This is a genomic window from Hydrogenobacter sp. T-2 (genome assembly GCF_033971325.1).
GTDB classification, from domain to species: domain Bacteria; phylum Aquificota; class Aquificia; order Aquificales; family Aquificaceae; genus Pampinifervens; species Pampinifervens diazotrophicum.
On record NZ_CP117180.1, the window covers coordinates 1,480,937 to 1,507,775 of the forward strand.

Annotated in this window: 26 protein-coding genes and 1 tRNA gene; 7 read left to right on the forward strand and 20 right to left on the reverse strand. The window is 42.8% G+C overall.

Going from position 1 to position 26,839, the window contains the following annotated elements:
• Positions 1–24: 24 nt before the first annotated feature.
• From IAE16_RS08570 to IAE16_RS08590, 5 genes are read right to left on the reverse strand one after another with little or no spacing between them, the layout of a single operon-like run.
• Positions 25–504 carry a hypothetical protein gene (locus IAE16_RS08570; protein ID WP_323700412.1) on the reverse strand — a complete coding sequence of 160 codons (480 nt, stop codon included), beginning with the start codon at positions 502–504 and terminating at the stop codon, positions 25–27.
• Positions 489–1,220 carry a hypothetical protein gene (locus IAE16_RS08575; RefSeq protein ID WP_323700414.1) on the reverse strand — a complete coding sequence of 244 codons (732 nt, stop codon included), beginning with the start codon at positions 1,218–1,220 and terminating at the stop codon, positions 489–491. The genes IAE16_RS08570 and IAE16_RS08575 overlap by 16 nt, the downstream gene beginning before the upstream one ends.
• 11 nt (positions 1,221–1,231) lie before the next feature.
• Positions 1,232–2,404: a flagellar hook-associated protein FlgL gene (gene flgL, locus IAE16_RS08580; RefSeq protein WP_323700415.1), complete on the reverse strand. Its 1,173-nt coding sequence runs from the start codon at positions 2,402–2,404 to the stop codon at positions 1,232–1,234.
• Between the two features lie 11 nt (positions 2,405–2,415).
• Entirely contained in the window at positions 2,416–3,987 is a 1,572-nt protein-coding gene (flgK, locus tag IAE16_RS08585) for a flagellar hook-associated protein FlgK (protein WP_323700416.1), read from the reverse strand.
• A 60-nt stretch (positions 3,988–4,047) separates the two neighbouring features.
• Positions 4,048–4,839, reverse strand: a complete 792-nt coding sequence (locus IAE16_RS08590; protein WP_323700417.1) for a lipoate--protein ligase family protein — start codon at positions 4,837–4,839, stop codon at positions 4,048–4,050.
• A 17-nt stretch (positions 4,840–4,856) separates the two neighbouring features.
• Here IAE16_RS08590 and atpC point away from each other — a divergent pair, with 17 nt between their 5' ends.
• Genes atpC through IAE16_RS08605 form a run of 3 tightly spaced genes read left to right on the forward strand, consistent with a single transcriptional unit; the run spans position 4,857 to position 6,530 of the window.
• Positions 4,857–5,258: an ATP synthase F1 subunit epsilon gene (gene atpC, locus IAE16_RS08595; protein WP_323700418.1), complete on the forward strand. Its 402-nt coding sequence runs from the start codon at positions 4,857–4,859 to the stop codon at positions 5,256–5,258.
• Positions 5,245–5,949, forward strand: a complete 705-nt coding sequence (locus IAE16_RS08600; protein WP_323700419.1) for a tRNA1(Val) (adenine(37)-N6)-methyltransferase — start codon at positions 5,245–5,247, stop codon at positions 5,947–5,949. Before atpC ends, IAE16_RS08600 begins: the two co-directional genes overlap by 14 nt.
• Before the next feature lie 29 nt (positions 5,950–5,978).
• Positions 5,979–6,530, forward strand: coding sequence for a DUF507 family protein (locus tag IAE16_RS08605; RefSeq protein ID WP_323700420.1), 552 nt, complete (start codon positions 5,979–5,981; stop codon positions 6,528–6,530).
• Here IAE16_RS08605 and IAE16_RS08610 read toward each other — a convergent pair.
• Complete coding sequence (locus IAE16_RS08610; RefSeq protein ID WP_323700421.1) at positions 6,527–7,129, reverse strand: M23 family metallopeptidase; 603 nt, start codon at positions 7,127–7,129, stop codon at positions 6,527–6,529. The genes IAE16_RS08605 and IAE16_RS08610 overlap by 4 nt on opposite strands.
• Before the next feature lie 84 nt (positions 7,130–7,213).
• Here IAE16_RS08610 and IAE16_RS08615 point away from each other — a divergent pair.
• Positions 7,214–7,285 (forward strand) — tRNA-Ile (locus tag IAE16_RS08615).
• Here the strand turns inward: IAE16_RS08615 and IAE16_RS08620 are convergent.
• The 7 genes from IAE16_RS08620 to murD all read right to left on the reverse strand — a co-directional run bounded on the left by IAE16_RS08620 (position 7,286) and on the right by murD (position 12,339).
• Positions 7,286–7,762 (reverse strand): YqaA family protein, encoded by a 477-nt coding sequence (locus tag IAE16_RS08620; RefSeq protein ID WP_323700422.1) that lies wholly within the window; start codon positions 7,760–7,762, stop codon positions 7,286–7,288.
• Positions 7,762–8,517 carry an MBL fold metallo-hydrolase gene (locus tag IAE16_RS08625; protein WP_323700423.1) on the reverse strand — a complete coding sequence of 252 codons (756 nt, stop codon included), beginning with the start codon at positions 8,515–8,517 and terminating at the stop codon, positions 7,762–7,764. Before IAE16_RS08625 ends, IAE16_RS08620 begins: the two co-directional genes overlap by 1 nt.
• Before the next feature lies 1 nt (position 8,518).
• Positions 8,519–8,740 (reverse strand): ferredoxin, encoded by a 222-nt coding sequence (locus tag IAE16_RS08630; RefSeq protein ID WP_323700424.1) that lies wholly within the window; start codon positions 8,738–8,740, stop codon positions 8,519–8,521.
• Positions 8,704–8,922, reverse strand: coding sequence for a ferredoxin (locus IAE16_RS08635; RefSeq protein ID WP_323700425.1), 219 nt, complete (start codon positions 8,920–8,922; stop codon positions 8,704–8,706). Before IAE16_RS08635 ends, IAE16_RS08630 begins: the two co-directional genes overlap by 37 nt.
• 69 nt (positions 8,923–8,991) lie before the next feature.
• A complete protein-coding gene (sucD, locus tag IAE16_RS08640; protein WP_323700427.1) occupies positions 8,992–9,873 on the reverse strand; it encodes a succinate--CoA ligase subunit alpha in 882 nt (293 codons plus the stop codon).
• 3 nt (positions 9,874–9,876) lie between these two features.
• Positions 9,877–11,034 (reverse strand): ADP-forming succinate--CoA ligase subunit beta, encoded by a 1,158-nt coding sequence (gene sucC, locus IAE16_RS08645; protein ID WP_323700428.1) that lies wholly within the window; start codon positions 11,032–11,034, stop codon positions 9,877–9,879.
• A gap of 45 nt (positions 11,035–11,079) precedes the next feature.
• Positions 11,080–12,339: a UDP-N-acetylmuramoyl-L-alanine--D-glutamate ligase gene (gene murD, locus IAE16_RS08650; protein WP_323700429.1), complete on the reverse strand. Its 1,260-nt coding sequence runs from the start codon at positions 12,337–12,339 to the stop codon at positions 11,080–11,082.
• A gap of 18 nt (positions 12,340–12,357) precedes the next feature.
• On the opposite strand from murD, the gene IAE16_RS08655 reads away from it, so the two are divergent.
• Positions 12,358–12,894 carry a class I SAM-dependent methyltransferase gene (locus tag IAE16_RS08655; RefSeq protein ID WP_323700431.1) on the forward strand — a complete coding sequence of 179 codons (537 nt, stop codon included), beginning with the start codon at positions 12,358–12,360 and terminating at the stop codon, positions 12,892–12,894.
• Here the strand turns inward: IAE16_RS08655 and mrdA are convergent.
• From mrdA to IAE16_RS08675, 4 genes are read right to left on the reverse strand one after another with little or no spacing between them, the layout of a single operon-like run.
• Positions 12,887–14,656 (reverse strand): penicillin-binding protein 2, encoded by a 1,770-nt coding sequence (gene mrdA, locus IAE16_RS08660; protein ID WP_323700432.1) that lies wholly within the window; start codon positions 14,654–14,656, stop codon positions 12,887–12,889. The genes IAE16_RS08655 and mrdA overlap by 8 nt on opposite strands.
• A complete protein-coding gene (locus IAE16_RS08665; RefSeq protein WP_323700433.1) occupies positions 14,653–15,102 on the reverse strand; it encodes a hypothetical protein in 450 nt (149 codons plus the stop codon). The genes mrdA and IAE16_RS08665 overlap by 4 nt, the downstream gene beginning before the upstream one ends.
• Positions 15,099–15,887: a rod shape-determining protein MreC gene (mreC, locus tag IAE16_RS08670; protein WP_323700435.1), complete on the reverse strand. Its 789-nt coding sequence runs from the start codon at positions 15,885–15,887 to the stop codon at positions 15,099–15,101. Before mreC ends, IAE16_RS08665 begins: the two co-directional genes overlap by 4 nt.
• Positions 15,884–16,915, reverse strand: a complete 1,032-nt coding sequence (locus IAE16_RS08675) for a rod shape-determining protein (RefSeq protein ID WP_323700437.1) — start codon at positions 16,913–16,915, stop codon at positions 15,884–15,886. The genes mreC and IAE16_RS08675 overlap by 4 nt, the downstream gene beginning before the upstream one ends.
• A 17-nt stretch (positions 16,916–16,932) precedes the next feature.
• On the opposite strand from IAE16_RS08675, the gene IAE16_RS08680 reads away from it, so the two are divergent.
• Entirely contained in the window at positions 16,933–19,026 is a 2,094-nt protein-coding gene (locus IAE16_RS08680) for a RelA/SpoT family protein (protein WP_323700438.1), read from the forward strand.
• 453 nt (positions 19,027–19,479) lie between these two features.
• Here the strand turns inward: IAE16_RS08680 and IAE16_RS08685 are convergent, their stop codons facing one another.
• Both IAE16_RS08685 and IAE16_RS08690 read right to left on the reverse strand, forming a co-directional pair.
• The gene (locus tag IAE16_RS08685) at positions 19,480–22,434 is read right to left on the reverse strand and encodes an AAA family ATPase (protein ID WP_323700440.1); all 2,955 of its coding nucleotides are present in this window, start codon (positions 22,432–22,434) and stop codon (positions 19,480–19,482) included.
• Positions 22,435–22,578: 144 nt separating this feature from the next.
• Positions 22,579–22,998 carry an RrF2 family transcriptional regulator gene (locus tag IAE16_RS08690; RefSeq protein WP_323700441.1) on the reverse strand — a complete coding sequence of 140 codons (420 nt, stop codon included), beginning with the start codon at positions 22,996–22,998 and terminating at the stop codon, positions 22,579–22,581.
• A gap of 56 nt (positions 22,999–23,054) precedes the next feature.
• Here IAE16_RS08690 and glnE point away from each other — a divergent pair, with 56 nt between their 5' ends.
• Positions 23,055–25,835, forward strand: coding sequence for a bifunctional [glutamate--ammonia ligase]-adenylyl-L-tyrosine phosphorylase/[glutamate--ammonia-ligase] adenylyltransferase (gene glnE, locus IAE16_RS08695; RefSeq protein ID WP_323700443.1), 2,781 nt, complete (start codon positions 23,055–23,057; stop codon positions 25,833–25,835).
• A gap of 9 nt (positions 25,836–25,844) precedes the next feature.
• Here the strand turns inward: glnE and IAE16_RS08700 are convergent, their stop codons facing one another.
• Positions 25,845–26,801: a magnesium transporter gene (locus IAE16_RS08700; RefSeq protein WP_323700444.1), complete on the reverse strand. Its 957-nt coding sequence runs from the start codon at positions 26,799–26,801 to the stop codon at positions 25,845–25,847.
• Positions 26,802–26,839: the final 38 nt, after the last annotated feature.

Consider the following 26,839-nt stretch of genomic DNA (forward strand, 5'->3'; position numbering starts at 1 on the left):
AGCTACAAGGGAGTGTGGAGAGGGTTAAAGGTTGTCTGGAGGAAGGTAGTTTAGTCTTGAGATTATTTTTTCTTCTTGCTCATTTAGTTTTATATTTCTTAGTTCGTAAAGGAATCTTACAAATTCTTGCTCCGAAAGCACCCTATCCTTGCTTGCAAATTTAGACTGCTTAAGACTTTCTTCCGCATAAGAATTAATAGGTTTAACCTTAAAAGCCCAAGGGTTATCCCAGTAATAAACCACAAAAAATGGAATTTTTGAGTTGTCCGCAAGTATAGAAATAGCCTTTATACTTTGCTGACTAAGATTTCGCAAGCTACCGGTATATCTTTTATAGTCTATTAGGGCGACTGGAATACCTGTATTGTATTCTATCATTATAAAATCAATATCAATAGCAGGACAATTGAAACCCCACTCTCTATGCCTTCTGCTTAGCTTTTCATCCCTCCAACCAGTTCTCTCTTCTCGCGTTTTACTGTAATCCCTCATGAACTTATGCATACTATTCCCTCCTCTATGAGCTCCTTTATTCTTGCTTCAGTAGTCTTTATACATTTCTCATCCACGTCCATTCCTATAAAGGAACAACCATGCAGAAGAGCGGATATGGCGGAGGCACCACCTCCTACGAAAGGGTCTAACACCACCTGTCCAGGGAAAACAAATTTATCCATGAGTAGATAAAAGCCCTCCACAGATTGCCCCCAGTGATGATACCTTTTATCGTTGTTGTTTACACTGGTTTTTACAACATCTCCAAAGCTTATATACTTATATTCCTTGCTTTTTGTAAATATAAGCAAAGGCTTCCAAAAGCTATTGCATCGGACTTTCCAAATGTAAGGTGATTGTCCACCGGGTGTTAAATACGCCATCGTCCACTGATAGTATAGCTTTTTAGAAAGTAGAGAAATGACCTCTGGTAGATAACTTTGACCCGTCATAACAATACATAGACCCTTTTCTTTTAGAGCATAGGCGGAAAGCTCTCCAAGAATTTCGTATAGATAGAGATATTTCTTTGAGTATGGAGGGTCTGTGATTACAAAATCTACAGATTCTGGCTCTATATACTTTTTGTAATTCTTAACATCATCGGGTATTAACCTATAAAATACAGGAACTTTTTCTCTTTTTAGCTTCATTCTCAGCTTTCGCCTCTCCCTTTTATCTTTTATTAATTCACACTGCTTCTGATAAAACTCTGCTATGTTCATAGCTCTTTGATTTACCTTATGTATTTAATTATACTCATATCCTTTTGGTCTGCTATTATTCTCATAAGAGCCTCGTAGGCAATCCTGTAGCGAGTATAGTCCATTATACTCTGAGACAGCTCTGCATCCTCAAAGTCAGATTTTTGTTTGTTCAGGTTATCCCTAAGATTTTCTTGCACTGGCTGGAGGTTTTTAACCTGAGATAGCACACTACCCACTTGAGACCTTCTATAAGAAACCCTATCAAAGGCTCTTTGCAAAAGCATAAGGTCAGAATCGTCGGGATAAAGTGAGGAGCTTAGCTTGTCCCCGACCCTTTTGACCGCCTGTAGCACATTGGGAGAATAAAAGTCCGCAGTTCCCGAATCAAAGTCTCCACCACTTGTATCGGAGACAGAAATTTCCTTGCTTATGTCCACTGGCATGAGCATAAGAGAGTATGTTCCATCTGGATTTTGGCTAACCTTTGCCTGAAGAAGGTTTGAGTAGTTAGAGTTTATAAACTGCACAAGGTCGTTAAGGGTCTGGGTTGTAGTGTAATTTATGTTAATAGCTGTTGTCCCTACACTTACGTTTAGAGTGCCAGAGGTATTAAAGTTTATCTCAGGGTTTGAAAAGGTAGCCCTTGATATAGCCACATTCAGACCAAAAGTCTCTCCTCCGTTTAAAAAGGCGTCTACCTTGTAGTTATCCGAAAGCCAAACCTTAAAACCTTCCGTGCTTGCCACATAATCGAGAGTATTTTCATCAAAGGGCTTTTGAGTAAGGCTTGCACCTCCGAAGATGTAGTTCCCTCCCAGTTGGTCATTGACCCTATCAAGAAGAGCCCTAAGGCTTGAGGAGAAAAGTTCACCTATTGCTATAAGCTGGTCTGACTGAAGAACCTGATTCTTTGCCTGTATGGTCTTGGCATAAAGTAGGTTCAGACTGTCCGTAATCTTTCCAAGGTTAAAGTCCGCGTAGCTCAAAGCTGTGTCTGCAAAAAGTCTGTTCTTTGAATATTGAGAAAGCTGAGAGATATCCTTTTTAAGCTCAAGTATATTGTATGTAGTTGATGGATCATCGGATATATTTCTATACTTCCTGCCCGTGGATATTTCCAAAGATTTTTCTGCGAGCTGTCTCCTTATTCTTGCATCTTGTTCCTGAAAAAGAGAAAAAAGCAAATTATCTGGCACTTTCATAGCTTTTCACCTCATACCATATTTAGCGTAGCTCTTAGCATCTCATCCATGGCATTTATGGTTCTTGCCAATGCTTCGTAGCTTCTTTGTATCTTCATAAGCTCAATAAATTCATTATCCACAGAAACGCCTTGCATTTCCTGAAGCCTTGTGTTTAGAGAGTTAAGAAGGGCATTTTCTATATCGTACTTAGTTCTTAAGTCTCTTTGTCTTGATGCCACACTATCCACAATCTGATTGTAAATAGACTTTGAGCTTTCCCACCAGCTTCTTGAAAAATCCATAAACTCATCCACCTTTTCGTAGTCAAGGTTTTGTATGTAGTTGTTTATGTTTGAATTTAGAGCCATATCTCCAATACCTGTTCCAGTAAAAAGAGGTTCAGACCTGTGTATTAAGTTGTTACTATCCTCTATTGTGTAAGATGGGTCATTGGCAGTTATACGCATAGTGTAAGTGCCATCTGGGTTTTGAATAAGGCTTGCGGAAAAGCTACTGCTAAGTGCTGGGTCTGTGTTTATAGTGTTTATGATATCGTTTAGGCTATCTGTAGATGAATAGCTAAGAACCAAAGGACCACCAGGGAAGTTAAAGGTTATACTTCCAGAAAAGCCAAGACCTGCATTTGGATCGCTAAGGTTTCTTAGCCAAAACCAGCTGTTTCCCGCTTGACTGTTAAGAGGCAGTTTTACCTCGCTTATTAGCCTTTTAGAGAACTCTTCCAGCCTGTTTATATAGCCCAAAAGGTCTTGCTGAAAGTCCAAAAGCCCTCTTACTCTTCCACCACTTATGAGACCACTTATGTCTACTTCTGAGCCATCCTTTGACTTCCAAAGAACCCGCCTATTGCCAGCGTCGTATTTAAGCTCCCAGTTGTAGCGGTCTTCTACGAGCACAAAGCCGTGGCTGGTTTCTACTCTGACCCTGCCTATATCATCCTCTTGGACTTGTATATTTATAAGCTCTGATAGCTCTCTAAGGTAGCTGTCCCTTTGGTCAAACAAGTTTTTGTAGTCCCTGCCCCTCGCATAAGTCTGGGCATAGCCGGTGAGTATTTCTTGGTTTATCTGAGCGAGCTTCTTTGACAGGGTATTTATCTTGTTTATGTATTGTCTCATATCGTAGTCTGTGCTGGCAAGAGACCTTTCCATGTCCCTTCTTCTATCCTTTAGATAAGAAATAAGGCTTTGTGCGGAATTTAATAGCTCACTCCTCGCTCCTTCGTTGGTGGGCTCTTTCATAAGGTTCTGATAGACGGTAAAGAAGCGGTTTACATATTCGCTACCACCGAGCCCCTGAGTAAACTCCTGAAAAAGGTTTTCCACTTGAGAGTTTCCCTTTATGGTGGTATCAAGAGCAGAAACCAGAGAGAGCTTTTGATTTCTCAAAGACATGTAGTAGAAATTCTGACTTCTTATTATGTCTTCCAGCCTTATACCCACAGGAGCAAAGCTCTTTACCACGGGGTCTTCTTGGGCATAGTCTGGATTGTTAGCGTTAAGTATGTTTCTGTTTCTTATGTCCGCAGACTTCCTAAAAAGCTCAAGTCCCTGAGCTACTATCCCAAAGGTAGCACCAAACATATAAACCTCCCTCTTAATAGTATCGTAAAATAGGATCTAAAATTTAGCAACTTTTTCCTCTTAATATCGTGGCACATATACTCCTTCCCTTATCTTTATAAGGTGATGCTTTCTTCCCGTGTCTTCAAGAAGAGTTTCTTCAGAGGTCATCTCCTCCCTTAACTCTTCCGCAAGCTCAATGGCATCCTGTGGAGCTTCTTCACAGACCTCAAGGTTAAAGTCCTTGGAGAACTCCTTAAGGAGAGCTTCCGTGACTTCCTTTAGGTTAAAAATCCTGCACAACTCTCTTTCTAACCACGATATGTTTTCCCAGAGGCTTTGTCTCACCTTCTCCCTCGCATACTTGTTTGGAAGATTAAAAAGCTCCGCCATAAGGTCTGGGTCAAACCTAAGGAGTATGTTTCCCACAAAGACAAAAAACTTTCCTACATCTCCAGCACCCTGACCGCTTATCTTTCTTTGAGATGAATTTACTACGAGGTCGTTTATGGGCTTGTATTCCACCTCAAGCCCAAGCCTTGCGTAAGCCCTTATAACAGGTTGTGAAAGTTTTCTGTAGGCATCTTCTACCTTGAAGGGAACAACCTCTTTGGGAAGTATGAGTTGATAAAAAACCTGACCTGGTGATAACAAAACCGCACCGCCACCCGTCTGCCTTCTTATGAGACCTATACCCAAATCCTTGCATTTTTTAAGGTCAATAAGTTCATAGGCTCTGTCAAAGTAGCCAAGACTTACGTAGGTATCCTCTGGTTCACAGAGTATGAGACCCTCATAGCCCAGCTGTGCCATAGCGTGGAAAAGCGTAGTAGACAGCATGCGAGGAAGTTTGCCAAGAAGGTAAGCCTTCATGGTATAATTTTAACGCCATGATAAAGGTAGAAATAGTTACACCTCAAGGGCTTCATTTTTCAAGGGAGGTCAACTCTGTAAACATACCCACTGCAGAGGGCGAAATAGGTGTTCTTGAAAAACACATGTATCTTATGACCATGTTAAAACCTGGACTTGTCTACTTTGATGGAAAGCAAGAAAATGGTATAGCGGTAACTTATGGCTTTGTGGATGTAACACCCGAGAAGGTCATCATACTTACGGAGGAAGCCTATAACATAGGAGAAATTGACCCCGGCAAAGAGAAGGAGCTCTTTGACCAAGCGATGAAAAAGTTGGCAACTGCTCAGACCATGGAGGAAATAGAAGAGTTGGAAAAAATCAAGGAAAGGGCAAGAACTCTCCTTGAGCTTGTAGAGAGGTTTGGAAGGGTCTAAGGAGTTTGAATTTTTTAGGGGAAAAGTAAGGTTTAAACAGCCAAAGGCACACAAATTGTCAATAGTAGAAATACTCTTTGTGGCAAATCTCAAAGGAATAAGGAGAAGCTCAAAAGTCCTTGACCTTGGTGCAGGCTTTGGCACTCTTTCCATACTAATTTCCCTCAAATACTCTTGCAAAGTTTGGGCTATGGAAAGGAACCCTATTATGCTCCAGCTTCTCAGAGAAAACATAAAGCTCAACAAACTTGAGGATAAAATCCATGTTCTTGACCTTGATCTCAGACACATACAGGACTACCTAAAGGCTCAGAGTTTTGATGTGGTTGTTGCCAATCCACCCTTTTATAAGGGTAGTCTTTCAACCAACGAGTATCATCACGAGACGGATACAAGTCTTGAAGATTTCATAAAAACAGCGAGTTTTTTGCTTAAAGATGGTAGACATTTTAACCTTTTGGTAGCCTCGAATCGCCTTACAGAGGCTATTATATTTATGAAAAAATATAGATTAGAAATAGAGTCATTAAGGTTTTTCTATCCAAAGCTATATAAGAATGCAAAAATAGTGTGTATACACGCACTAAAGAATCTAAGACCCTTGCCTGTCGTTGAAAAACCTCTAATAATTAACGAAGAGAGTGGTGAATACACGCAGGAAGTCAAAAGTCTTCTTGAGAGTTTTCTATGATATAATTGATAAGATTTAGGAGGCTGTGCATGAGGCTACCTGAGAAACTTGTAGAGAGGATAGCGGATAGGATAATAAAAGAGCTCTATGAAAATGAAGGAATAATAGAACCAGAGGAGCCTTACACCTTTAAGAAAAAGATAATAGCCATATTTAAAGAAGCGGAAGAGCAAGAGAGAATGCTTGACGAAAAAACTAAGGAAATACTCAAGGAAAAGCTCGAGCTTCTTGAAGAAACAAGCCTTGATTATAGGACTGCATATAAAACGGTTAGGAGTAAGCTTGCAGAGGAGATGAACATACACACATCAAGAAGGGAGAGGATGAATCAAATAGCACATAGAATAAAGGACATGATAATGGAAGACCCAGAGGTGGAAATATACGAAGAGCCAAGTGTAATAAGGAATAGGATAAGGGAGATTCTCATGGAGGCGGTTAGAGAAGAGGAAGAGATAGACAAAGAAGTAAGAGAGAGAATAAGGTCTTACTCAAAGAGGATAGTGGAAGGCACCCCCGAGTGGAACCATCTCTACAGAAGAATATACGAAGATGCGCTAAGAAGAAGAGGTCTACTCTAAGGCAGGTAGGCTATAGGGTTTTGCCTTATTCCGTACTTTAGAACCTCATAATGGAGATGTGGTCCAAAAGCTCTACCAGTAGTTCCTACGTTTCCTATTATCTGACCCTTTACAACCTTGTCTGAGTAGGAAACCTTTATGTCCGATAGGTGCGCATAAAGGGTTGCAAAACCGTAACCATGATAGATGATAACTGTTTTGCCGTAGCCCCTTATCCATCCTGCGTATATTACCCTGCCGTCAGATGCAGCGACTACAGGTGTTCCATAAGGTGCGGATATATCTATACCAGTATGAAATTCTCTCCTTCCACCAAGTGTCCGCCAGCCATAGTCCGAGGTTATAACGCCTACCACTGGCCATATATCTGGTTTGACAGTCTCCACCGTCTTGACATTCAGAAGCTCTCTCATGGCTTCTTCTACAGACATCTCAGTGGCTATAATTTTGCTAACCGTATCTACGTCAAAAAGTTCCTCATCAAGTTCATTATTTTGGTAAGAGACCTCTGAAGGGCCACCTATGCCTAAAGGAGACGCATCCATTATTGGCTTGCAGAGAGCTCCCACCAGGGCAAAGGCAAGGACAAATCTTTTCATGGCACTACCTCCCTGGTTAAGTTTCCAAAACTCTACCATAGAGTTGCAAAGATTGTCAAGAGGTTTTATAATATTTTTCCTGTAGGGTGCGTAGCTCAATGGCAGAGCGGGCGGCTCATAACCGCCCGGTTGGGGGTTCGAGTCCTCCCGCACCCATTAGTTTATAAATTTCCCAAGCACATCACCAAAGAAGACAAATATGCCTATCCTAATAGCTCTTGCAATAAGGCTTGCCAAAAGAAAGCTCCAAACTGGCATATGAAAGAGACCAGCAAGCCAACAAACGAGCTTGTATGGTTCGCCTATAAGCACCGCCCAAAAGCCATACCTATTAAAAAGAGCTTCTCCCTTGAGGTAGAGTCTCTGACCGAAGAGTTTCTTTACAAAGGTTTCTCCAAGAATTTTGGCAAGATAGTAGGCTACGATAGCACCCGCTATGTTTCCTACAAAGGCAATAAGCCCTGCCACGTAGGGACTTAGATTAAAGAGAGGAGCACTCACTATAAAGGGATAAGGTGGCACTGGTTGAATTATGGATTCTGTAAAGGAAAGAATGAAAAGTGCAGTATAGCCGTGCTCTTGGACAAAATTTTCTGCCCACTTTTTTAACTCGGGGAATAGGTGCTCTAACATTAGAGCACCACCTCCATAAAATCTTTGGCGGATATCACTGGTATTCCATATTTTTGAGAAAGCTCCTCTGCAACCCTTTCTGGGTCATACTGCAAAAGGAACTCATACCCAAAGTGGGTTAGGATGACCTTTTTAGGCTTTAGAACAGATATTAGCCTTTCTGCGTCTTCAACGGTAAGGTGGTCTATAGGCTTTGTTTTCCTGTAAAGGGTTGTGTTGATTATCATAACTTCCACATTATGCGGGTAGAGTTTTAGCATTCTGTCCTCGTATAAGGCACAAGAGACATACAGAATTCTATCGTTGAAGAGCAAGGCATAGGTTTCTGCACCATGATGGGTGTGTTTCATTACCGCTTTTACACTCACTGACTTGTAGGAGAGCACCTCACCCTCTTTTAGAAAACCTTCTAACGCAAGCCTTTCTCTTATAAAGGGGAGAACAACTCTGTGATGACCTTCAAAAGCAGAGCGTGGAGCAAACAAGGCTACGTGCTTTAGCTTTCCTCCATCTGTGGCAGATTCTATTACAGAGTTGACATCGGAAGAGTGGTCAAGGTGGATATGAGACAAGACTACAAGGTCTATGTTTTTTGGGTCTATACCAAGTTGGTGAAGATATACAAAAGCACCAGGACCTGGGTCTACGTGCACCAGTGAGCCAGATAAAAAAAGTAGAAAGCCTCCAGACCTTCTTAAAAATCTAAAAACGCTTGCTCTACCGCCTGCAGTCCCCAGAAAAAGTATCTTATCCAACTTAGTATAGGATTATAGAACCACTGGGGCAATCCTCTGCAGTTTGCAAAAGCTTTTCGTATACCCGCTCTATTGGGACCTTTATCATAACAAGGGGGATGCCATCCCCCCTATCAACAAAAACCTCTGGTAGCCTATCGTAGCATAGCTCACAGGCGGTGCATGTATCTATGTCAATCTTTATATTTACGATTCCTCTGTTATTATTGACCCACTGGGACATTCGTCGGTAACCTCTTTAACCTCGTTTTCAAGCTCCGCTGGCACTATCATCCATCCGTCCGGTCCAGGGCTTACCACTTCTGCTATTCCATCGCCCCTGTTTTTGTAGACCTCTGGCACTCTGTCATAGCAAAGCTCGCATGAAGTACAGGTATCTGGGTCAACTTTGGTCTTCAGAGCCATATTAACACCTCCTTAAAAGTTTGGGTTTATAAAATATATCACAGGTTCACTTTATCAACATAAACTTAATCATAACTTTCCAATAGCCTCCGCTACAGTCTTCCCTATAAAGGCAGGGTTTTCTATTACTGTCACACCTGCTTCCTTTAAGGCTTGCATTTTTGCCTGTGCTGTGCCCTTACCTCCACTTATTATAGCACCTGCATGTCCCATACGCCTTCCCGGTGGCGCGGTTATACCTGCAATATAGGCAAACACTGGCTTTTTCACATGCTCTTTTATATACTCCGCAGCCTCCTCTTCCGCGGTCCCACCTATTTCTCCTATCATAAGTATAGCCTCTGTTTCTGGGTCTTGGTTAAACATGGCTATAACGTCCTTGTGAGAAAGCCCATGGACTGGGTCTCCACCTATTCCTACCGCAGTGGACTGTCCAAGCCCAAACTGTGTAAGCTGATAGGATGCTTCGTAGGTAAGCGTCCCACTTCTTGAAACTATGCCTATAGAACCTCTTTTGAAGATATGCCCTGGCATTATACCCACCTTTGCCTCGCCTGGGGTTATCACTCCTGGGCAGTTTGGACCTATGAGCTTGGCGTCTGGGTAGTTCTTTTTCATGTAGTCCTTTACCATCATCATATCTCTTACTGGTATACCCTCTGTGATACAGACCACGAGCTCTATGCCTGCATCAAGAGCTTCCACTATGGCATCTCCTGCAAAGGCTGGCGGGACAAAGATAAGGGAGCAGTTAGCGGAGGTTTCTCTGACAGCCTCTTCCACGGTGTTGAAAACAGGTATGCCCTCTACAGACTGACCTGCTTTGCCGGGAGTAACGCCTGCCACCACTTGAGTGCCATAGGCTTTGCATTGGGTAGCATGGAAAGAGCCTTCCTTTCCTGTTATGCCTTGAACTAAGACTTTTGTGTTTTTGTCTACAAGGATTGCCATGACTTAACCTCCTTTGGATGCCAACTCCACCGCCTTCTTTGCACCATCCCACATATCCACTGCGTTTATAAAGTTTAGTCCAGACTCAGCCAGAAGTCTTCTCCCCTCCTCTACGTTTGTCCCTTCCATACGGACCACAACAGGGACTTTTATTTCCACCATTTTTGCCGCCTCTATGAGACCATTGGCAAGCCTGTCGCATCTAAGGATGCCACCGAAGATGTTTATAAAAACCGCCTTTACATTTTGGTCTGCCATAAGTATCCTAAAGGCGTTGGCTATCTGCTCCACATTGGCACCACCACCCACATCAAGGAAGTTGGCAGGCTCTCCCCCTGCAAGCTTTATTATATCCATTGTGGTCATAGCAAGCCCTGCACCGTTTACCATACACCCTATGTTTCCATCCAGCTTTATGTAGTTAAGGCTATACCTCTTTGCTTCCACCTCAAGAGGGTCAAGCTGAGTGAGGTCTTCAAGCTCTTCAAGGTCCTTGTGCCTTATTAGAGCATTGTCGTCAAGCTCCACCTTTGCGTCAAGAAGCACAAAGCTTCCTTCTTTTGTAAGGACAAGTGGGTTTATCTCCACAAGGCTTGCATCAAGGTCAATATACGCCTTGTAGAGAGCCAAGGCTATCTTTACAAACTCGTTTACAGGGAGTCCAAGCTTAAAGGCTATCCTTCTTGCTTGAGAAGGCATAAGACCCAAGGCTGGGTCTATGTGGAGCATGTGTATGGCTTCTGGTTTTTCCTTGGCAACCTCCTCTATTTCCATTCCACCCTCCGCAGAAGCCATCAAAACGGGTTTAGAAACTGCCCTGTCAAGGGTTATAGAGAGGTAGTATTCCCTTTCTATGTTGGTAGCCTTTTCTATCCATACCCTGCTTACAGGTTTTCCATCAGGGCACTGGAAGGTCTTAAGCACTTTCCCAAGCATGCTCTCCACCGCTTGCTGGAGCTCTTCTGCATTCTTTACCAACTTTACACCGCCAGCCTTTCCACGCCCACCGCAATGCACCTGAGCCTTTACCACAAGAGGAAACTCTCCAAGCTCTTCGCACGCCTGCAAGGCTTCTTGAAGGTTAAAGGCTACTCTTCCCTCTGGCACAGGAAGACCATATCTTTTCAAAAGCTCCTTTGCCTGATGCTCGTGCAGTTTCATGCCTGCCTCCGTAAAGGTTTGTGAGTTAAAAGATTATAGCAAAGCTCATAGACTTTTGCCACCAAGCTCAAAAACTAACTCCTTAAACCTCTCCCCTCTTTCCTTGTAGTCTCTAAACATATCAAAGGAAGCACAAGCTGGAGAAAAGAGAATAATGTCTCCCTGCTTGGCAAACTCAAAGGCTTTTGATACCGCAGACTCAAGGTCTTTTGCTAAATAGACCTCGCAACCCCGCCAAGCCTTTGCGATTTTCTCCCGTGCCTCACCTATGAGGATGCTGAGCCTTGTCTTTTTCTTAACAAGCTCCTTTATACCTTCAAAATCTCCACCCTTGTCCTTCCCACCTGCTATTAAGATAACCTTACCATCCTCAAAACTTTCAAGGGCAGACCTTAAGGCGTTAACAGTGGTAGACTTAGAATCGTTGTATACCTCTACACCACCAAAACTTCCCATATACTCCATCCTATATGGCAGTCCAGAAAAGCTGTAGAGAACTTCTTGTATTATTTCCCTTTCCACACCCATAAGCCTTGCCATAGCACCCGCAAAAAGGGCATTGTGCCAGTTGTGTTTTCCTCTTATTTTGAGCCTCTCCACTTCAAAAAGCTCCTCACCAAGAAAGTAGGCTTTGCCTTCCTTTATGTATCCTTGCATACCCTCTTCAAGGAGGAAAAACTTTTTTGCATCACTTGGAGTTTCTCTTATTCTTGGGTCTTTTGCGTTCAATAAGAGAAAGTCTTCTTCCCTTTGCCTTGAGAAGATGTTTCTTTTGCTCTCAAGGTAGTCTTGGAGGCTCGGATGCCAATCAAGGTGGTCCTCAGAAAAGTTTAGAAAAGCACCTCCTATTGGTCTAAAGGTTTTTAAAGTTTTACCCTGAAAGGAGGAGACCTCAAGCACCGCAAGGCAAGAGGGATTGCTTAAGACTATCTCAGAGAGAGGCTTTCCCGCGTTTGCACCCTCTTCCACGTTGGCGTAGACCTCTTTTAGCATAAGGTATGTGAGCCGTGTGGTGGTGGACTTTCCGTCTGTGCCGGTGATAGCTAAGGCTTTGCCTTCAAAGAACCTCCAAGCGAGCTCCAATTCTCCTATAACCTCTATCCCTTTCTCTTGTGCTTCCTTCCAGAGTGCGTGGTGTGGTGGTATGCCCGGAGAGAGAACTACCGTATCCACTATATGCAAGAACTCTTTAAAGTTATCACCTCTTGCATCGTCCCCTGCGTACACTTCAAAGCCTTTAGCCTTCAAAAGGTTAAGGGCAGACCTTCCACTAACACCAAGACCCCAAAGGAGGACTCGTTTCATTAAGTTTAAAATTCTACCATGGCACTTCAAGACAAAGAAAGGTGGGACTTTAAATATCTACAGGGTTGGCAAAGCACGCTCCACAAAGCCCTGGTCGAATTTTTCACCTATGCACCTGTTGGAAGGGCACTTGAGATAGCCTGTGGAACTGGAGAGAATGCGATTTTTCTTGCAGAGCAAGGTTTTACTGTAGATGCAATTGATATATCTATTGTTGCCCTCAAAAAGGCAAGAAGGCAAGCCTATGAAAGGAATCTTAGAGTGAATTTCATATGTGCTGACCTTGATTACTTTATATTGAAAGAAAACACATATACACTTGTTGTGAACTTCTATTATTTAAATAGAAGGCTTATACCCCAAATAAAGAAGGCTTTAAAGCCCAATGGTTTGATTATCTTTGAAACCTACAATGAAAAGCATAGCCTTATAAAAAGAGATTTTAATCCCGATTACCTTCTTAAGGAAGGAGAGCTTTTCAGACTTTTTGAGGACTTTAGAGTAGTTTTTTACAAAGAAGAGCTTAACATATCCACGCTTGTAGCCTTTAAGTAAGCTCCTTATGTATACCTTCCATGTATATCCTTTCAAGAATCTTTCTTGCTATAGGCGCTGCTGCCGCACCTCCAGAACCTCCATGCTCCACAAGCACTCCTATTATAAAAACAGGGTCTCTGTAAGGTGCAAAACCTACAAACCACGCATGGTCTCTAAGATGATAGGGCAGGTTCCTTCTTATTGCACTTAGGGCGGACACTTGAGCGGTTCCAGTTTTGCCTGCTATTTCTACTATTCTTGAAAAGGCGGAAGTAGCAGTTCCTGACCTTACCACACTTCTAAGTGCTTCCCTAACTATGGCAAAATATTCTGGCTTTGCCTTCACTACCTTGTAAACGCTTCTTTTTGCCTTCCATATGGTATTGCCCTCCGCATCCCTTTTCTCCTTCACCAAAATAGGTTTATATATTACTCCATTGTTGGCTATCGCCATCATCATAAGGGTTTGCTCAAAAAGAGTAGACTTCATGTATCCTTGCCCTATAGACATGTTAACCGTGTCTCCACCATACCAAGGCTCCTTCATTCTATTTCTTTTCCATTCGGGTGTGGGTATAAAACCCTTTGCAAGAGGAAGTTCAAAGGGTATTTCCTCGCCATAGGAAAAGCTCCTATAAACTCTCTCCATTTCTCTTGGACCAAGCTTATAGTAGCCAAAGTGATAAAAGTAAACGTCGCAAGAATCTTTTATAGCCCCATGTAGGTTCTCCCAGCCATGTCCTGCTCTGTTCCAGCAGAAAAACTTCCTGTTTCCAAGCTCAAAGTATCCCCTACATACCACACCCTCCTTTGGAGATACACCCTTTTGGAGCAGAGCTATTCCCAAAGCAGGTTTTACAACAGACGCTGGAGGGTATCTTCCTTGCGTTGCCCTATTGAAAAGGGGTTTGAACTTATCACTGTTGTATTGACTCCATAAGTCTGCTATTCTGTTTGGGTCAAAGGATGGATAACTAAGAAGTGTTAGCACCTCTCCCGTCCTTGTATCCATTATAAGAACCGCACCAGCCCTGTGTCCAGAGTCCCTAAAGACCTCGTAGGCTATTTTCTGTACTCTTGAGTCTATAGTGGTTAAGATGGTTATTCCTTTCTCTGGCTCTTTATAGCCAAGATTTCCTATAATCCTTCCCACCGCGTTTACCATAACTTCCTCCGCACCGACCTTGCCCAAAAGCTCTGTATCAATAGCTCTTTCAATTCCATACACACCCACCAGGCTTTGACTTCCTATCCTGTCTGCATATTGCTGATAGTGTCTTTCCGTTGGGTAAGAAACGTATCCCACCACGTGGGCGCATACCTCCCCCATAGGATAGTTTCTTGTTGGCACTGTGTTTATAAAGACCCCTGGTAACTTGTAGCTGTAGTTATAAAATTTATCTATCTCCTCCTGTGTCCTTAGCTCTGTTAAGAAAACAGGTTCTATAGCCTTTCTCTTTTTTATGCTCTCATAGTCCAATTTTACTCCAAATATCTCTTCAACATTTGCTAAAACCTCCCTAAGATTACCCTCTTCTTGAAGTTTTTGATGGTCAAGGAGGAGTATATATTTCGGTGTGTCGTAGGCTAACTTCTCTCCTCTTCTGTCTAAAATATCTCCCCTCTGAGGATATATAATCCTTTTTCTTACATAATTCCTCTGTGCAAGTTTCTTGTAGTATTCACCCTTAAAAAGTTGAAGGTATACCAGCCTAAGAAAGATAAGAGCATAGACAAATGCACCAAAAAGCATAAGAAACAAAAACCGTCTTCTACTCATGGCTCTCTGCTAAGGTATCTTCCTGAGATAAGGTAAAGGAAAAGAACTTCAAGTGCAAGGCTCAAGGGCAAAAGCCAGAGGCTAAGGTCCGCATAGTATCTAATTCTAAACAAAAGGACCAGCCAAAGCTTTTCAAGCAGGGAGAGAAGAAAGTAGGCAAGCAACAAAGAAAGCCTGCTCGGAATTTCTATCCTCAGCCTCATTAGATTAAAAAGAATAGCAAAGAATATATGTCCTGACAGGTGCAATCCAAGAGAATCCTGAAATAGGTCAAGGAAAAAACCTGTAATAAACGCTTTTCTAAGCCATCCTTTGTCTTCCTTAAAGATATGAAGGAAAAGGTAAGCAAGGAGAAGATTAGGAGACACGAGCATGTTATGAAAGATAGTGATCAGCACAGAACCCTGAAAATACGCAAGAAAGAATGCTATTATGTAAAACTTCATAACCTTTCCCTTATGACAACAAGAAGGGAAACCTTTCTTATGTCCAAGTAGGGCTTGACCTTTACCTTTTTAAAAAAGCCCTTCCCATCATGGTATACTTCTTCAACAGTGCCAATTTTGAACTGAGGAAAGGTCCTACCTGGCACTCTCACATAAACCACATCACCAATATTAATCTCATCATCCAACTTGACATGTAGTAAAGACCCTGTAGGGAATCCTCCCCTGTATATATATGCCTTATCTCCAACTCCAGCACTAAGAGTGAATTCCTCAGAGAAAACTGTTCTTATTCTTGAGGAGCTTCCATAAACACTATCTACAATACCTACGAGACCCTCTCCAGAAAAGGACAACATACCCTCGGATATACCCTTATCTTGTCCTCTGTTTATGAGCACAAAGGTGTCCCTACCTGATGGGTCGTAGGCAACCACGTTTGCATAAACTATTGAATATTTGCTTGGATTAAAGGGTATATTCATAGCTTGACTTAGGCTTTTAAGGTTGTTTTCGCAGGCGAAAAGCTGGGCTTTATACAATTTATATTCTTCAACTTCCTTTCTTAATCTGTTGTTTTCTTCGCTCACATTTTTCAAAAACAGGTAAGTCTCTACGATTCTTCTTGTGTTTTCTTGTATATTACCCTTTAACTCCAAGAGGGGATAAACCGCTAATCTAAGAAAGTTATAGACTTGGTTAAGATATGGTAGCGTAGAAAAGTTGATAAAATAAACTACAACGCTCAATAATAAAGCAGTAAAAGGCACAACATAGCTTTTCATATCATGGAAACTTTCCTTATCAGCTCTATGTTATCAAGAACCTTCCCTACTCCTCGGGCAACTGCAGTTATAGGGTCTTCACAGTAGCTGGTCTTTATGCCTGTTTCACGTTCTATTCTAACGTTGAGGTTTCTGAGCAGAGAACCGCCTCCAGCCAAGGTTATGCCTCTTTCCGCTATATCAGAGGCAAGCTCTGGTGGAGTCCTTTCCAGGGTAGACTTAACTGCGTTTATGATAGAAGATAGCACATCCTCAAGGGCTTCTGTAACATCTCTATTGCTTATTCTTACAATCTTTGGGAGCCCTGTTATATCCCTTCCCTTTATCTCCATAGACCTCTCCTCTTCTTCGTATATGGCACTACCGAGCTCTATTTTTGCCTTCTCTGCGGTCTGTTCACCTATTAGGAGGTGATGTTTTTTCTTCACATGTTGTATTATAGACTCAGTCATCTCATCGCCTGCTACCCTTATGGAATTTGAAACTACTATACCCGCAAGAGAAATGACAGCTATCTCTGTAGTTCCCCCACCTACATCCACTACCATATTGCCTATAGGGTCTTCTATGGGAAGTCCAGCACCTATTGCAGCAGCCATTGGCTCAGCTATTAGGTATACTTCTCTTGCTCCTGCACTCTTTGCAGCGTCAATGACCGCCCTTTTTTCCACTTGCGTAACCCCAGAGGGCACGCCTATGACAACCCTCGGCTTTGCTTTGAATATGCTACCACCTATTGCCTTGTTTATAAAGTAAGAAAGCATAACCTTTGTGGCTTCAAAGTCCGTTATAACACCGTCTCTGAGTGGTCTTACGGTCTGTATATTTTCCGGAGTTTTTCCGAGCATTTCTTTCGCCTCTCTACCTACCGCCAAAACTCTCCCAGAACGCACATCTACCGCAACGATAGAGGGCTCATAAAGCACTATACCCTTTCCTTGTGCATATACTACCGTATTGGCTGTGCCAAGGTCTATGCCTATGTTGCTTGCAATAAAACCGAATAGATTTGCTAATTTGCTTAACATTCATAATATTATAAACTATGGAAGCTACTCTAAATAAAAAATATGAGGAGAGACTCTTCAAGTCTCTTGGATACGAAGACAGCAAGGTTAAAAAGGCCGTTGAATTCATAGAAGAAAAACATGCAGGACAGTTCAGAAAGTCAGGTGAACCCTATGTGGTCCATCCTATAGAAGTTGCCATTATCCTTGCGGAGCTCTGTATGGATACGGATACGGTGGTTGCAGGGCTCTTACATGACGTGCTTGAGGATACAGAGACCACATATGAGGAATTAAAGGATAACTTTGGTAAGGATGTGGCGGATATAGTGGAAGGTGTAACTAAACTGGGAAAGATACACTTCAAGGATGTGCAGACTCAAAAGGCGGAAAACTACAGAAAGCTCATCCTTGCCTTTTCAAAAGACCTAAGGGTGATATTCGTAAAGCTGGCGGACAGGCTTCACAATATGAAAACCTTGCAGTATTTTAGCAAGGAAAAGCAGGTTAGAATAGCAAGAGAAACCCTTGAAATATACGTCCCCATAGCAAACCGGCTTGGTCTTTGGAAGATAAAAACAGAGCTTGAAGACCTGTGTTTTATGTATCTTTATCCAAAGGAATACGAAGAGGTAAAAAACTTTGTGGGAAACACAAAAAAGGAACTTGAGGATTATCTCAAGAGGCTTTTTATACCAAAACTAAAGGAGGAGCTGAAAAGGGCGGGCATACGAGCACAGGTATTTTATAGACCAAAGCACTTATATGGCATATGGCAAAAAGCCTTGAGGAAAGGTATAAAACTTGAAGATGTGCATGATATCTTAGGTGTTAGGGTTATAGTAGACACAGTTCAAGAGTGCTATCTTGTGCTTGGCTTAGTTCATAGCGTATTCAAGCCAGTCCCGGGAAAGTTTGATGACTATATCTCTCTGCCTAAGCCAAACCTCTACCAGTCCTTGCATACTACGGTTATAGGTCCAAAGGGTAGGATGGTGGAGGTGCAGATACGCACATGGGAAATGCACGAAAGGGCGGAAAAGGGTATTGCTGCACACTGGGCTTATAAAGAAGGCAAAAGCGTAAAGGATGGTGGAGTATACTCTTGGTTGAAGGGTCTTGTGGAAAGCATAAAGGGAAGCAAAAACCCTCAAGAGCTTTTGGAAAACCTAAAATTGGAGCTATTTTCTGAAGAAGTTTTTGTCTTTACTCCAAAGGGAGACCTTGTGGTTCTTCCAAAGGGTGCAACGCCTGTAGACTTTGCCTATCACATACACACAGATATAGGCAACCACTGTGCTGGAGCAAAGGTAAAGGGCAGGATTGTTCCTCTCAATTATAAACTTCAAAACGGAGATATGGTGGAGATAATAACCAATCCTAACAAGAAGCCTAATCAAGAATGGTTGAATTTTGTGGTTACCTCTAAGGCAAAAAGCAGAATAAAGGCGGTTTTAAAGGAGCTTGAAAGGGAGAAATACATACAGCTAGGAAAAGAGAAGTTTGAGCTGTACTTACAAAAGCTGGGTATTGGCAGAGAAATTTTACTGAATAAACTCACTGAGGAGACAAAGGCAAAGACAGAAGAGGAGCTTTATCTACTTTTGGGAAGTGGAAAGCTCTCAAAGGAAAGGGTATTCTCCCTTTTTAGGAAAATCCAAAAGGAAAAGCCTCCAGAAAGGGTAGAAGATATAATCCACATAGACGGGCTTGGGAACGTGCTACATACCCTTGCGGAGTGCTGTAATCCCTTGCCGGGAGAGGAGGTTTACGGCGTCATATCAAGAGGCAAGGGCTTGGTTATACATTCAAAGGATTGCCCTAACCTAAAGCATCTATGGAGTGTATCACCAGAAAAGGTCATAAAGGTCTTGTGGAACAAGTCTCAGGGGTTGCATCCAGTAAGGTTAAGGCTTATAGTCAAAGACCGTATGGGTATTTTGGGAGAAGTGACTACCACCATAGCAAAATCTGGTGCAAACATAACAGAAGCCAAAACCAAAAGCCTACCCTCTGGTCAAGCACTAATGGATTTTACCCTTCAGTTGGAAAACTACCAGAGCTTTTTGAGGGTCAAGGAAGCACTAAAGGGTTTAGAGGGTGTGGAAAGTGTGCAGAGGTTGATGGGGTAGTTAAACAACCTACCTCGAGCAGGCTTTTATACCCACTTGATAAGGGTTTACGGAGTGCGGTGTAAACACCAACCCTACCTAACACGGTTAGGTAAGCTTTTGTCGGCATCCACATTCCGCACCCCACTTTAAAAGCTAAGAGAGTATCCCTTAGTATAGACAAATATCCCTTTTAGGGACATTTATCCACACTTTGGGTTTAGGGGCTCACCGACCCCAGTGCCTTACTCCAACTGCACTAATACCGCTCATCAAGCAGGCTTTTCATACCCACTTGATAAGGGCTTGCAGAGTGCAGTGTAAACACCAACCTCACCTAACACGGTTAGGCGAGCCTTTGTCGGTATTCACGTTCCGCACCCCGCTTTAAAAACTAAAGAATAATATACAACATTTATCTTCGTTTGTCAACATTTTCAAAAACTAATCGCCAAGACCAGTTGCCAAGACTACCTACAAGCTTACAAACTCCAACTTCCCATCCTTCAAATCCACCATTACCCTTTGCCCCTCTTTTATCTCACCCTTTATAATTAGGTTTGCCAGAGGAGTTTCTAAGTGCTTTTGCAGTGTCCTTTTGAGAGGTCTTGCACCATAGGCTGGGTCATAGCCGAGCTTTACAAGATGCTCCTTTGCCTTTTCTGTGAGCTCTATGGAAATGTTCCTCTCCGCCAGTCTTTTGTTTATACTTGCCACAAGCAGGTCTATTATCTGGAAGAGCTCCTTCATGGTCAAGGGTTTAAAGACAATTATCTCATCTATCCTGTTTAGAAACTCTGGTCTGAAGTGATAACGCAGTTCTTCAAGCACCCTTTCCCTTGCCCTTTCAAACTCCCTTTGAACCCTTTCTTCGTCTCCGTCCACAGGTATGCTCAAAAGATACTGAGAGCCTATGTTGGAGGTCATGATTATCACCGTGTTTCTAAAGTCTACCGTCCTTCCGTGAGAGTCTGTGAGCCTTCCATCGTCCAAAACCTGCAAAAACAGGTCAAAGACCCTTGGATGTGCCTTTTCTACCTCGTCAAGGAGCAAGACCGAATAGGGTTTTCTACGAACCGCCTCGGTGAGCTTTCCTCCCTCTTCGTATCCCACATAGCCCGGTGGTGCACCTATGAGCTTGGCTATGCTGTGCTCTTCTTTGAACTCGGACATATCAAGTCTTATTAAGGCATCTTCCTCTCCAAAGAGTAGCTCCGCAAGAGCCTTTGAAAGCTCCGTTTTTCCTACGCCCGTGGGTCCAAGGAATAGGAAGCTGGCTATGGGTCTTTTGGGGTCTTTTAGACCTGCCCTTGCCCTCCTTATGGCTTCTGCAACCGCAATTACCGCATGCTCTTGGTCTATTACCCTCTTGTGTAGTTCCTCTTCCAATTTGAGGAGCCTCTCCATCTCCTCTTCCTTTAGCTTTGTGGTAGGAATGCCAGTCCACTCGGAGACCACCTGTGCAATATCATCCCAGCCTACTACAAGCTCCTGAGCCTTTTTGCTTTCAAGCTCTTTTAATTCCTTTTCTAACTTCACCTTTTCTATCTTTAGGTTTGCTTCCTTTTCGTAGTCTCCTCTCTCGGATGCCTTGATTATCTCTTGGTCAAGCTCCTCTATACGCTTCTTTATTTCCGATATTCTTGCCTCCGTCCCTCCTAACCTTGAAAGGAGTTCTTGCTTTTCCTTCTCAAGTTGAACCTTCTTTATCTTTAGTTGAGCTTCCTTTTCATAGTTGCCTTCAAGGTATGCCTTTTGTATCTCTTCCTCAAGGCTTCTTAGCCTTCTTTCTATTTCTTGAATCTCTGGAGGAACTGCTACCGCCATTAGCTTTTTGCGTGCAGATGCTTGGTCAAGGGCGTCTATTGCCTTATCGGGTAGCTTTCTAAAGGTCACATACCTTCTTGTGAGCTTTACCGCAGATTCTATGGCTTCGTCAGATATCTTTACCTTGTGGTGCTTTTCCAATTTTGGTCTTAGACCCTTGAGTATCTCTATGGTCTCTTCCTCTGTAGGCTCATCCACGTATATGGGTTGAAACCTTCTTTCAAGGGCTGGGTCCTTTTCTATGTATTTGCGATATTCGTCCACCGTGGTTGCACCTATGACCCTTATTTCTCCTCTTGCCAAAGGAGGCTTTAGCATGTTGCCAGCATCTACCGCACCTTCTGCCTTGCCTGCACCCACCACGGTATGAATTTCATCTATAAAGAGTATTACATTACCCTTCTGTTTTACCTCTTCCAAAAGACTTTTAAAACGCTCCTCAAATTCTCCTCTGTATTTTGAACCTGCTATGAGAGAACCCATGTCTACGGATATAACCGCCTTGTCCTGAAGCTCTACAGGCACTTCCTTGTTAACTATCCTTTGTGCCAGACCTTCCACTATGGCAGTCTTTCCAACGCCCGGGTCTCCCACAAGCACAGGGTTGTTTTTCGTTCTTCTGAGTAGCACCTCTATAAGCTGGTTTATTTCCCTTTCTCTTCCTATCACTGGGTCAAGTTTGCCCTCCCTTGCCATCTGTGTGAGGTCCACACCAAACCTCTCAAGGGCGGACTTTTCCTCTTCCCTTAGCTCTTGTGCCACATCCTTCATTTTTTCACCTCCTGCTATATCTTCTAAAATCTTACCAGCAATAGTATCCTTTGCCTCCACAAGGCTTGCGACTATATGATAGGGTTCTACCTGAGAAAGACCCTCAGAGACCGCTTTGTCCTGAGCCTTCTCAAGGACTTTAATGAGGTTTTGAGAGTAGTCAAAGGCTGGTTCTTTGCCAAAGACTATTTTACCCACCGCATCTATGACCCTATCGGGAGATATGCCAAGCTCCTTGACCTGCTCTACAAGAGTTGATGTTTCAAGTGCTTTTCTTATAAGCCCGTCAATACTTAGCCTATTTTCAAGAAAGGCTCTCACATCCTCTAACTTAAAGACCGCAGAAAGGCTTCTTTCTACACCTTCGAGCTGACTTCTATATTGACCTTCAAGCCTCTCAAGCCGTGCCAGTTCCACCTGAAGCTCTTGCAAACTCCAGTAATCTCCGTATTTTCTTGCCCTCTGAAGCTCTTGGTTTATCCTCTCCTTTGCCCTCTTTATCTTGTCCAACTCAATCTGCACCTGACCTATATCAGACTTTACCTGCATTATCTTACTTCTTAGGTCAATAAGGTGCTGTGCTTCTTGCTGAACCGCCTTGTCTATTTGAGCGTGGAGCTTTTCAATGTATTCAGAGACCTTTTTGTAAAAGCCCTTTACATCCACACCTCTCTTTTCAATATACTTTGACAAAGGAGACTTTTCATCAGAAAGCATAAAGAGGAAAAGGTGGTCGGTATCCACCTTGCTATCTCCCCTCTTTTTTGCCAAGTCTTTTGCCCCGCTTAGGTATTCCAAAGACCTTGCGGAGAAAAGATTTTCACTAAACATGCCTACCTCCTTACTTAATAGTAGTTTTTATAATATGCTTTAGTATACCTTTGTCAAGTTTTGGAAAAATTTAAACATTACACCGTCAAGTAGGATGTGGGTAGCTCTGAATTTGTTCTATGGTAAGCTTCTATGAGTAAGTCCCTACCTGTGCCTGCTTTCTACGTTCGCAAGCTCTGCTACGGTGGTAGTGGTGAGGTATTCAAGTATCTGTTCTCTTAGTTCGGTCCATCTGTGATGAATAACGCATGGTGAGCTTTGCCACTCCTCGCACCTTCCGGGTCTGAGGGCACAGTAGTCTAATTTGTAGTCCTCATCAAGGTAACTTATTACGTCCATTAAGGTTATATTCTCAGGTGGAACCGCAAGGGTAAAGCCACCAGTTGGACCCTTATAAGACTTCAAAACCCTTTCCCTTGCCAGCTTATGAAATATTTTTGAAAGAAAGGGTTTAGGGATTCTTTGAGCCTCTGCTATCTCCTCCACCTTGACAAGCCTGTCCCTGTTGAGGGCAAGGTATGCCAAAGCCAATAGGGCATATTTAACAGTTTCTGAGTATATCATGAAAATAAATTATATGTCGGAGACAGATTTCTGCAAAGTGAAATTAGAATATTAGCATGTTCCCCTCAGAATGGTGGAAAAGGGCAGAGGAAAGGGTATATAACCTAAATAGGGCAAGAGAAAGCCTTGAGGAGCTCCTCAAAAGGCATCCCAATCCTCAAAGCCTTTTGGACTATCTAAACGAAAGAAGGTTTATCTTGCTTTTGGAGCTTCTTGACCAGTCTGAGTGTATAAGGAAGTTTCTAATAAACCATCCAGAAGACTTTCAAAAAACCATACCTAGGCTTTGGTATGTCTTTAAGGACAAAAGAGCCTATCTTAAGGAATTGGAAGAGCTTACCTCTCAGAGCATGTCCGACGATGACCTTTCAAAAACCCTTGCTTATTACAGACACAGAGAGCTTATGAGAATATTTGCAAAGGAGATACTGGGAACCGCAAAGTATGAAGACCTTTTGCAAGAGTATTCAAACTTGCCAGATGCCATGCTTGAGCTTGCTTACAGAAGAGCTTATCAAGAAATGGTTGAAAGATATGGAGAACCTCTTGAGGAAAGTGGAAATCCAGCTACAGGTTGTATAATTGCTTTAGGAAAGCTCGGAAGCCATGAGCTCAACTACTACTCGGACATAGACATAATGTTTATCCACTCCAGCGACAAGGGGCACGCAGGAAGGCTTACCATTAATGAGTTTTTTCAAAAGGTTTTCCAAAAGCTCTTTAAACTCATGACGCAGATAACACCAGAAGGTAAGCCTTATGAGGTGGACCTTGACCTTAGACCCTTTGGAAAGTCAGGTCCTATAAGCATGTCCTTGAGGAGTGCGGAGCTGTATTATGAGTCCTATGGAAGAACTTGGGAAAGGTTTGCACTTCTTAGGGCAAGATACTGTGCGGGAGATGAGGAGTTATATAGGGCTTTTGAGAGGGAAGTGAAAGAGCCTTTTGTCTTTAGAAAATCCGTTGACTATCGCATACTTGAGGAGATAAGGCTCATAAAGGCTCAGATAGCCAGCGAGGCAAAGAAAAGGCTTCTTGGTAAAAATAACATTAAGACAGGAGAAGGTGGCATAAGAGAAGTGGAGTTTACAGTCCAGTCTCTTGTTTTGCTACTTGGTGGAAAGTTTCCCTTTCTTAGAGAGAGCAACACCTTTAGGGCTATATGGAAGCTCAGCCAAAAGGGTGTTTTTTCTAACGAAGAGGCTATTTTTTTGGAAAGGGCTTATGAGTTTCTGAGAAGGCTTGAGCACAAGCTACAGCTCCATTCCTGCACTCAAACTCAGAGCTTCTCAGAAAACGACACAAGCAGGCTTGCAAGGCATATGGGAATGAAGGAACAAGAGCTCAGAGCCAACTATGAAAAGTATACAAAGGGCGTAAGCCTCATCTTTTCTCAGATAATACCCTCTCAAGAGGAGGAAGACCTGCACCCCATACAGAGGGCTTTGCTAAATGGAGACATTGAGGAAGCAAAAGAGATACTCATAAACTACCACTTTAGAGAACCCATCAGAGCCTTTAATATACTTTGGAGCTACATAAGTGGAAGGGAAGGCATAAAGCTATCCACACAGGAAAAGCAAGCCTTTATAAGGCTTCTTCCACAGCTTCTTGAAAGCATGGCTCAAACCACAGACCCAGATGAGACCCTTGCCAACTTTGACAAGTTCTTCTCTAACCCAACAGGCAGAAAAGTAATTTTGAGCCCTGCAAAAGAGGATATAAATAGGACTCTTTGCAAGGTATTTTCCTTGTCCTCTTATCTGTCCACTCTCATAAGCAGGTTTCCAGACCTTGTGGAGGATGTGCTCACTCTTTATCAAGACTTTCCAGATGAAGAGAGGTTAACTGAAGAGTTTGAAAAATACAAGGCTATCCTAAACTTAAGCCCTGAAAACCTTTATAGAAGGTTCAAAAGGGTTTGGGAGATAAGAATAGCCCTTGTATACTTAATGAAAAGAGAAGACAGATACAAGAAGCTCTTTAGCTTTTTTGAAAAGCTTTCGGACCTTGCGGACTTTCTCATGAAAAGGCTTTGGGAAAACTTAGGTCTTGAAGATACACTAATTCTCGCTCTTGGAAAGTATGGAAGCAGGGAACTAACTATCGGTTCCGACCTTGACCTTGTATTCGTCTGTGGGAGTGCAGGAGAAGAAAAAACAAAGAAGGCTCAAGAGTTTATAGCCTTTCTTACAAAACATACCTCAGAGGGCTATCTGTATGATGTGGACTTTAGACTTAGACCCATGGGAAATGCGGGAGAAATAGCACCCTCTCTGAGCTTTTATAAGGAATACTTCCAGTTTAATGCAAGAACATGGGAAAGGCTTGCATGGACAAGATGCAGGTATATTGCAGGACCAGAGGAGCTTGTGGAGGAGTTTGAAACTTTGCTTAAAGCCTTTCTCTTTGAGAAACCCCTTGGTGAGAAGGAAAGAAAAGAGATAAGGGATATGAGGTTTGCACTTGAGGTTAATGCGAAAAAGGGAAAGAGCTTTGTGGACCTTAAGTTTTCTCCTGGTGGTCTCATAGATGCGGAGTTTCTAATCCAGTATTACGTGCTTTTGGAAAGGCTTAGGGAGCCATCTATGATAAGGGCATGCCAGAGGCTAATAGGAAAGTATCCTATACTCAGAGAAACTCGCGAACATTACACCTTTCTAAGGCTTGTGGAGACAAGACTAAGGCTTTCAAAGGAAAGGGCTGGGTCTTTACTTGGACCTCAAGAAGGCAAAAGGGTAGCAAGCTCACTGGGTATGCAAGAGGATGAACTCAAAGAAAAAGTGGCTGATAGCATGAGAAGACTAAGGGAGATATTTCTTGAAGTTTTCGATTAATTGAGTTTCTCAGAGGAGTAGAGAAGCAACAAGGAAGTAAATAAACACTGATATTATATCCTGTATCACAGTGGCGAGAGGTCCACTTCCGTGAGCTGGGTCTAATCCAAGCCTTTTGAAAAACAGAGGTAATAAGGACGCAACAAACCCTGCAACAGAGGAAGCAATAAGTATAGCAAGAGAGACGACAAAAGCTATTTTAAAATCCTTCCAAAAAAGCCATATGGTTATAAGACTAAAGAGAAAAAGCACAAAACCTATAGCAGTGCTTGTTTTGGTTTCTTTTCTTATATCAGCAGGAAGCCCCAGCGCGAAGGCTCTGACCACAAGAGCCTCTGTCTGTGTTCCTACCGCATCCGCAAGGTAAACCACCGTTGGTATGAAAAAGGCAAGTGCTACATGTTTTTCCAATTCCTTTTCAAACATTCCAACAACTCCTGCAGCGAAAAATCCACCCGCAAGACCTACTAAAAGCCAGGGCAATCTGTAGACTACCCTCTTTTTCATGGGTGCACCTGAGTAGGAGACTGCGGTGCTATCCGGCCCAAGTATACCAGCCATTCTTGAAAGGTCTTCTTCGTGTTCCTGAAGTAGAACCTTAAGCAAGGTATAAGGCGGAATAAGCCCAAGGAAGTATCCATAATGATCCACAACAGGCATGGCGTATTCGCCCCTTTGCACTGCTTGCCAGGCTACCACTTCTTGGTCTGTGTCAGGGCTCGCCCTCGGGGGGTCCTTATCCATTATATGACCTATTCTGTCCTCTGGGTTTGCACTAAATAGGTCTTCTGCGGTTACTATCCCCACGAGCTTTCCTCCCTCAAGCACCACTATATGAGAGGCGGATGCATACTTTTTGCCCAGTATCCTTTCAATGGTCTCTTTCACAGTGTTCTCAGGGTGTGCCACTGGCACATCAACAACAGCAAGGGACTTTGCAGTCTCGTAGAAGCTTTCTCTTTCCATAAGCAAAGTTTAATAGTCTATTGTTAACTTTTTGTTAA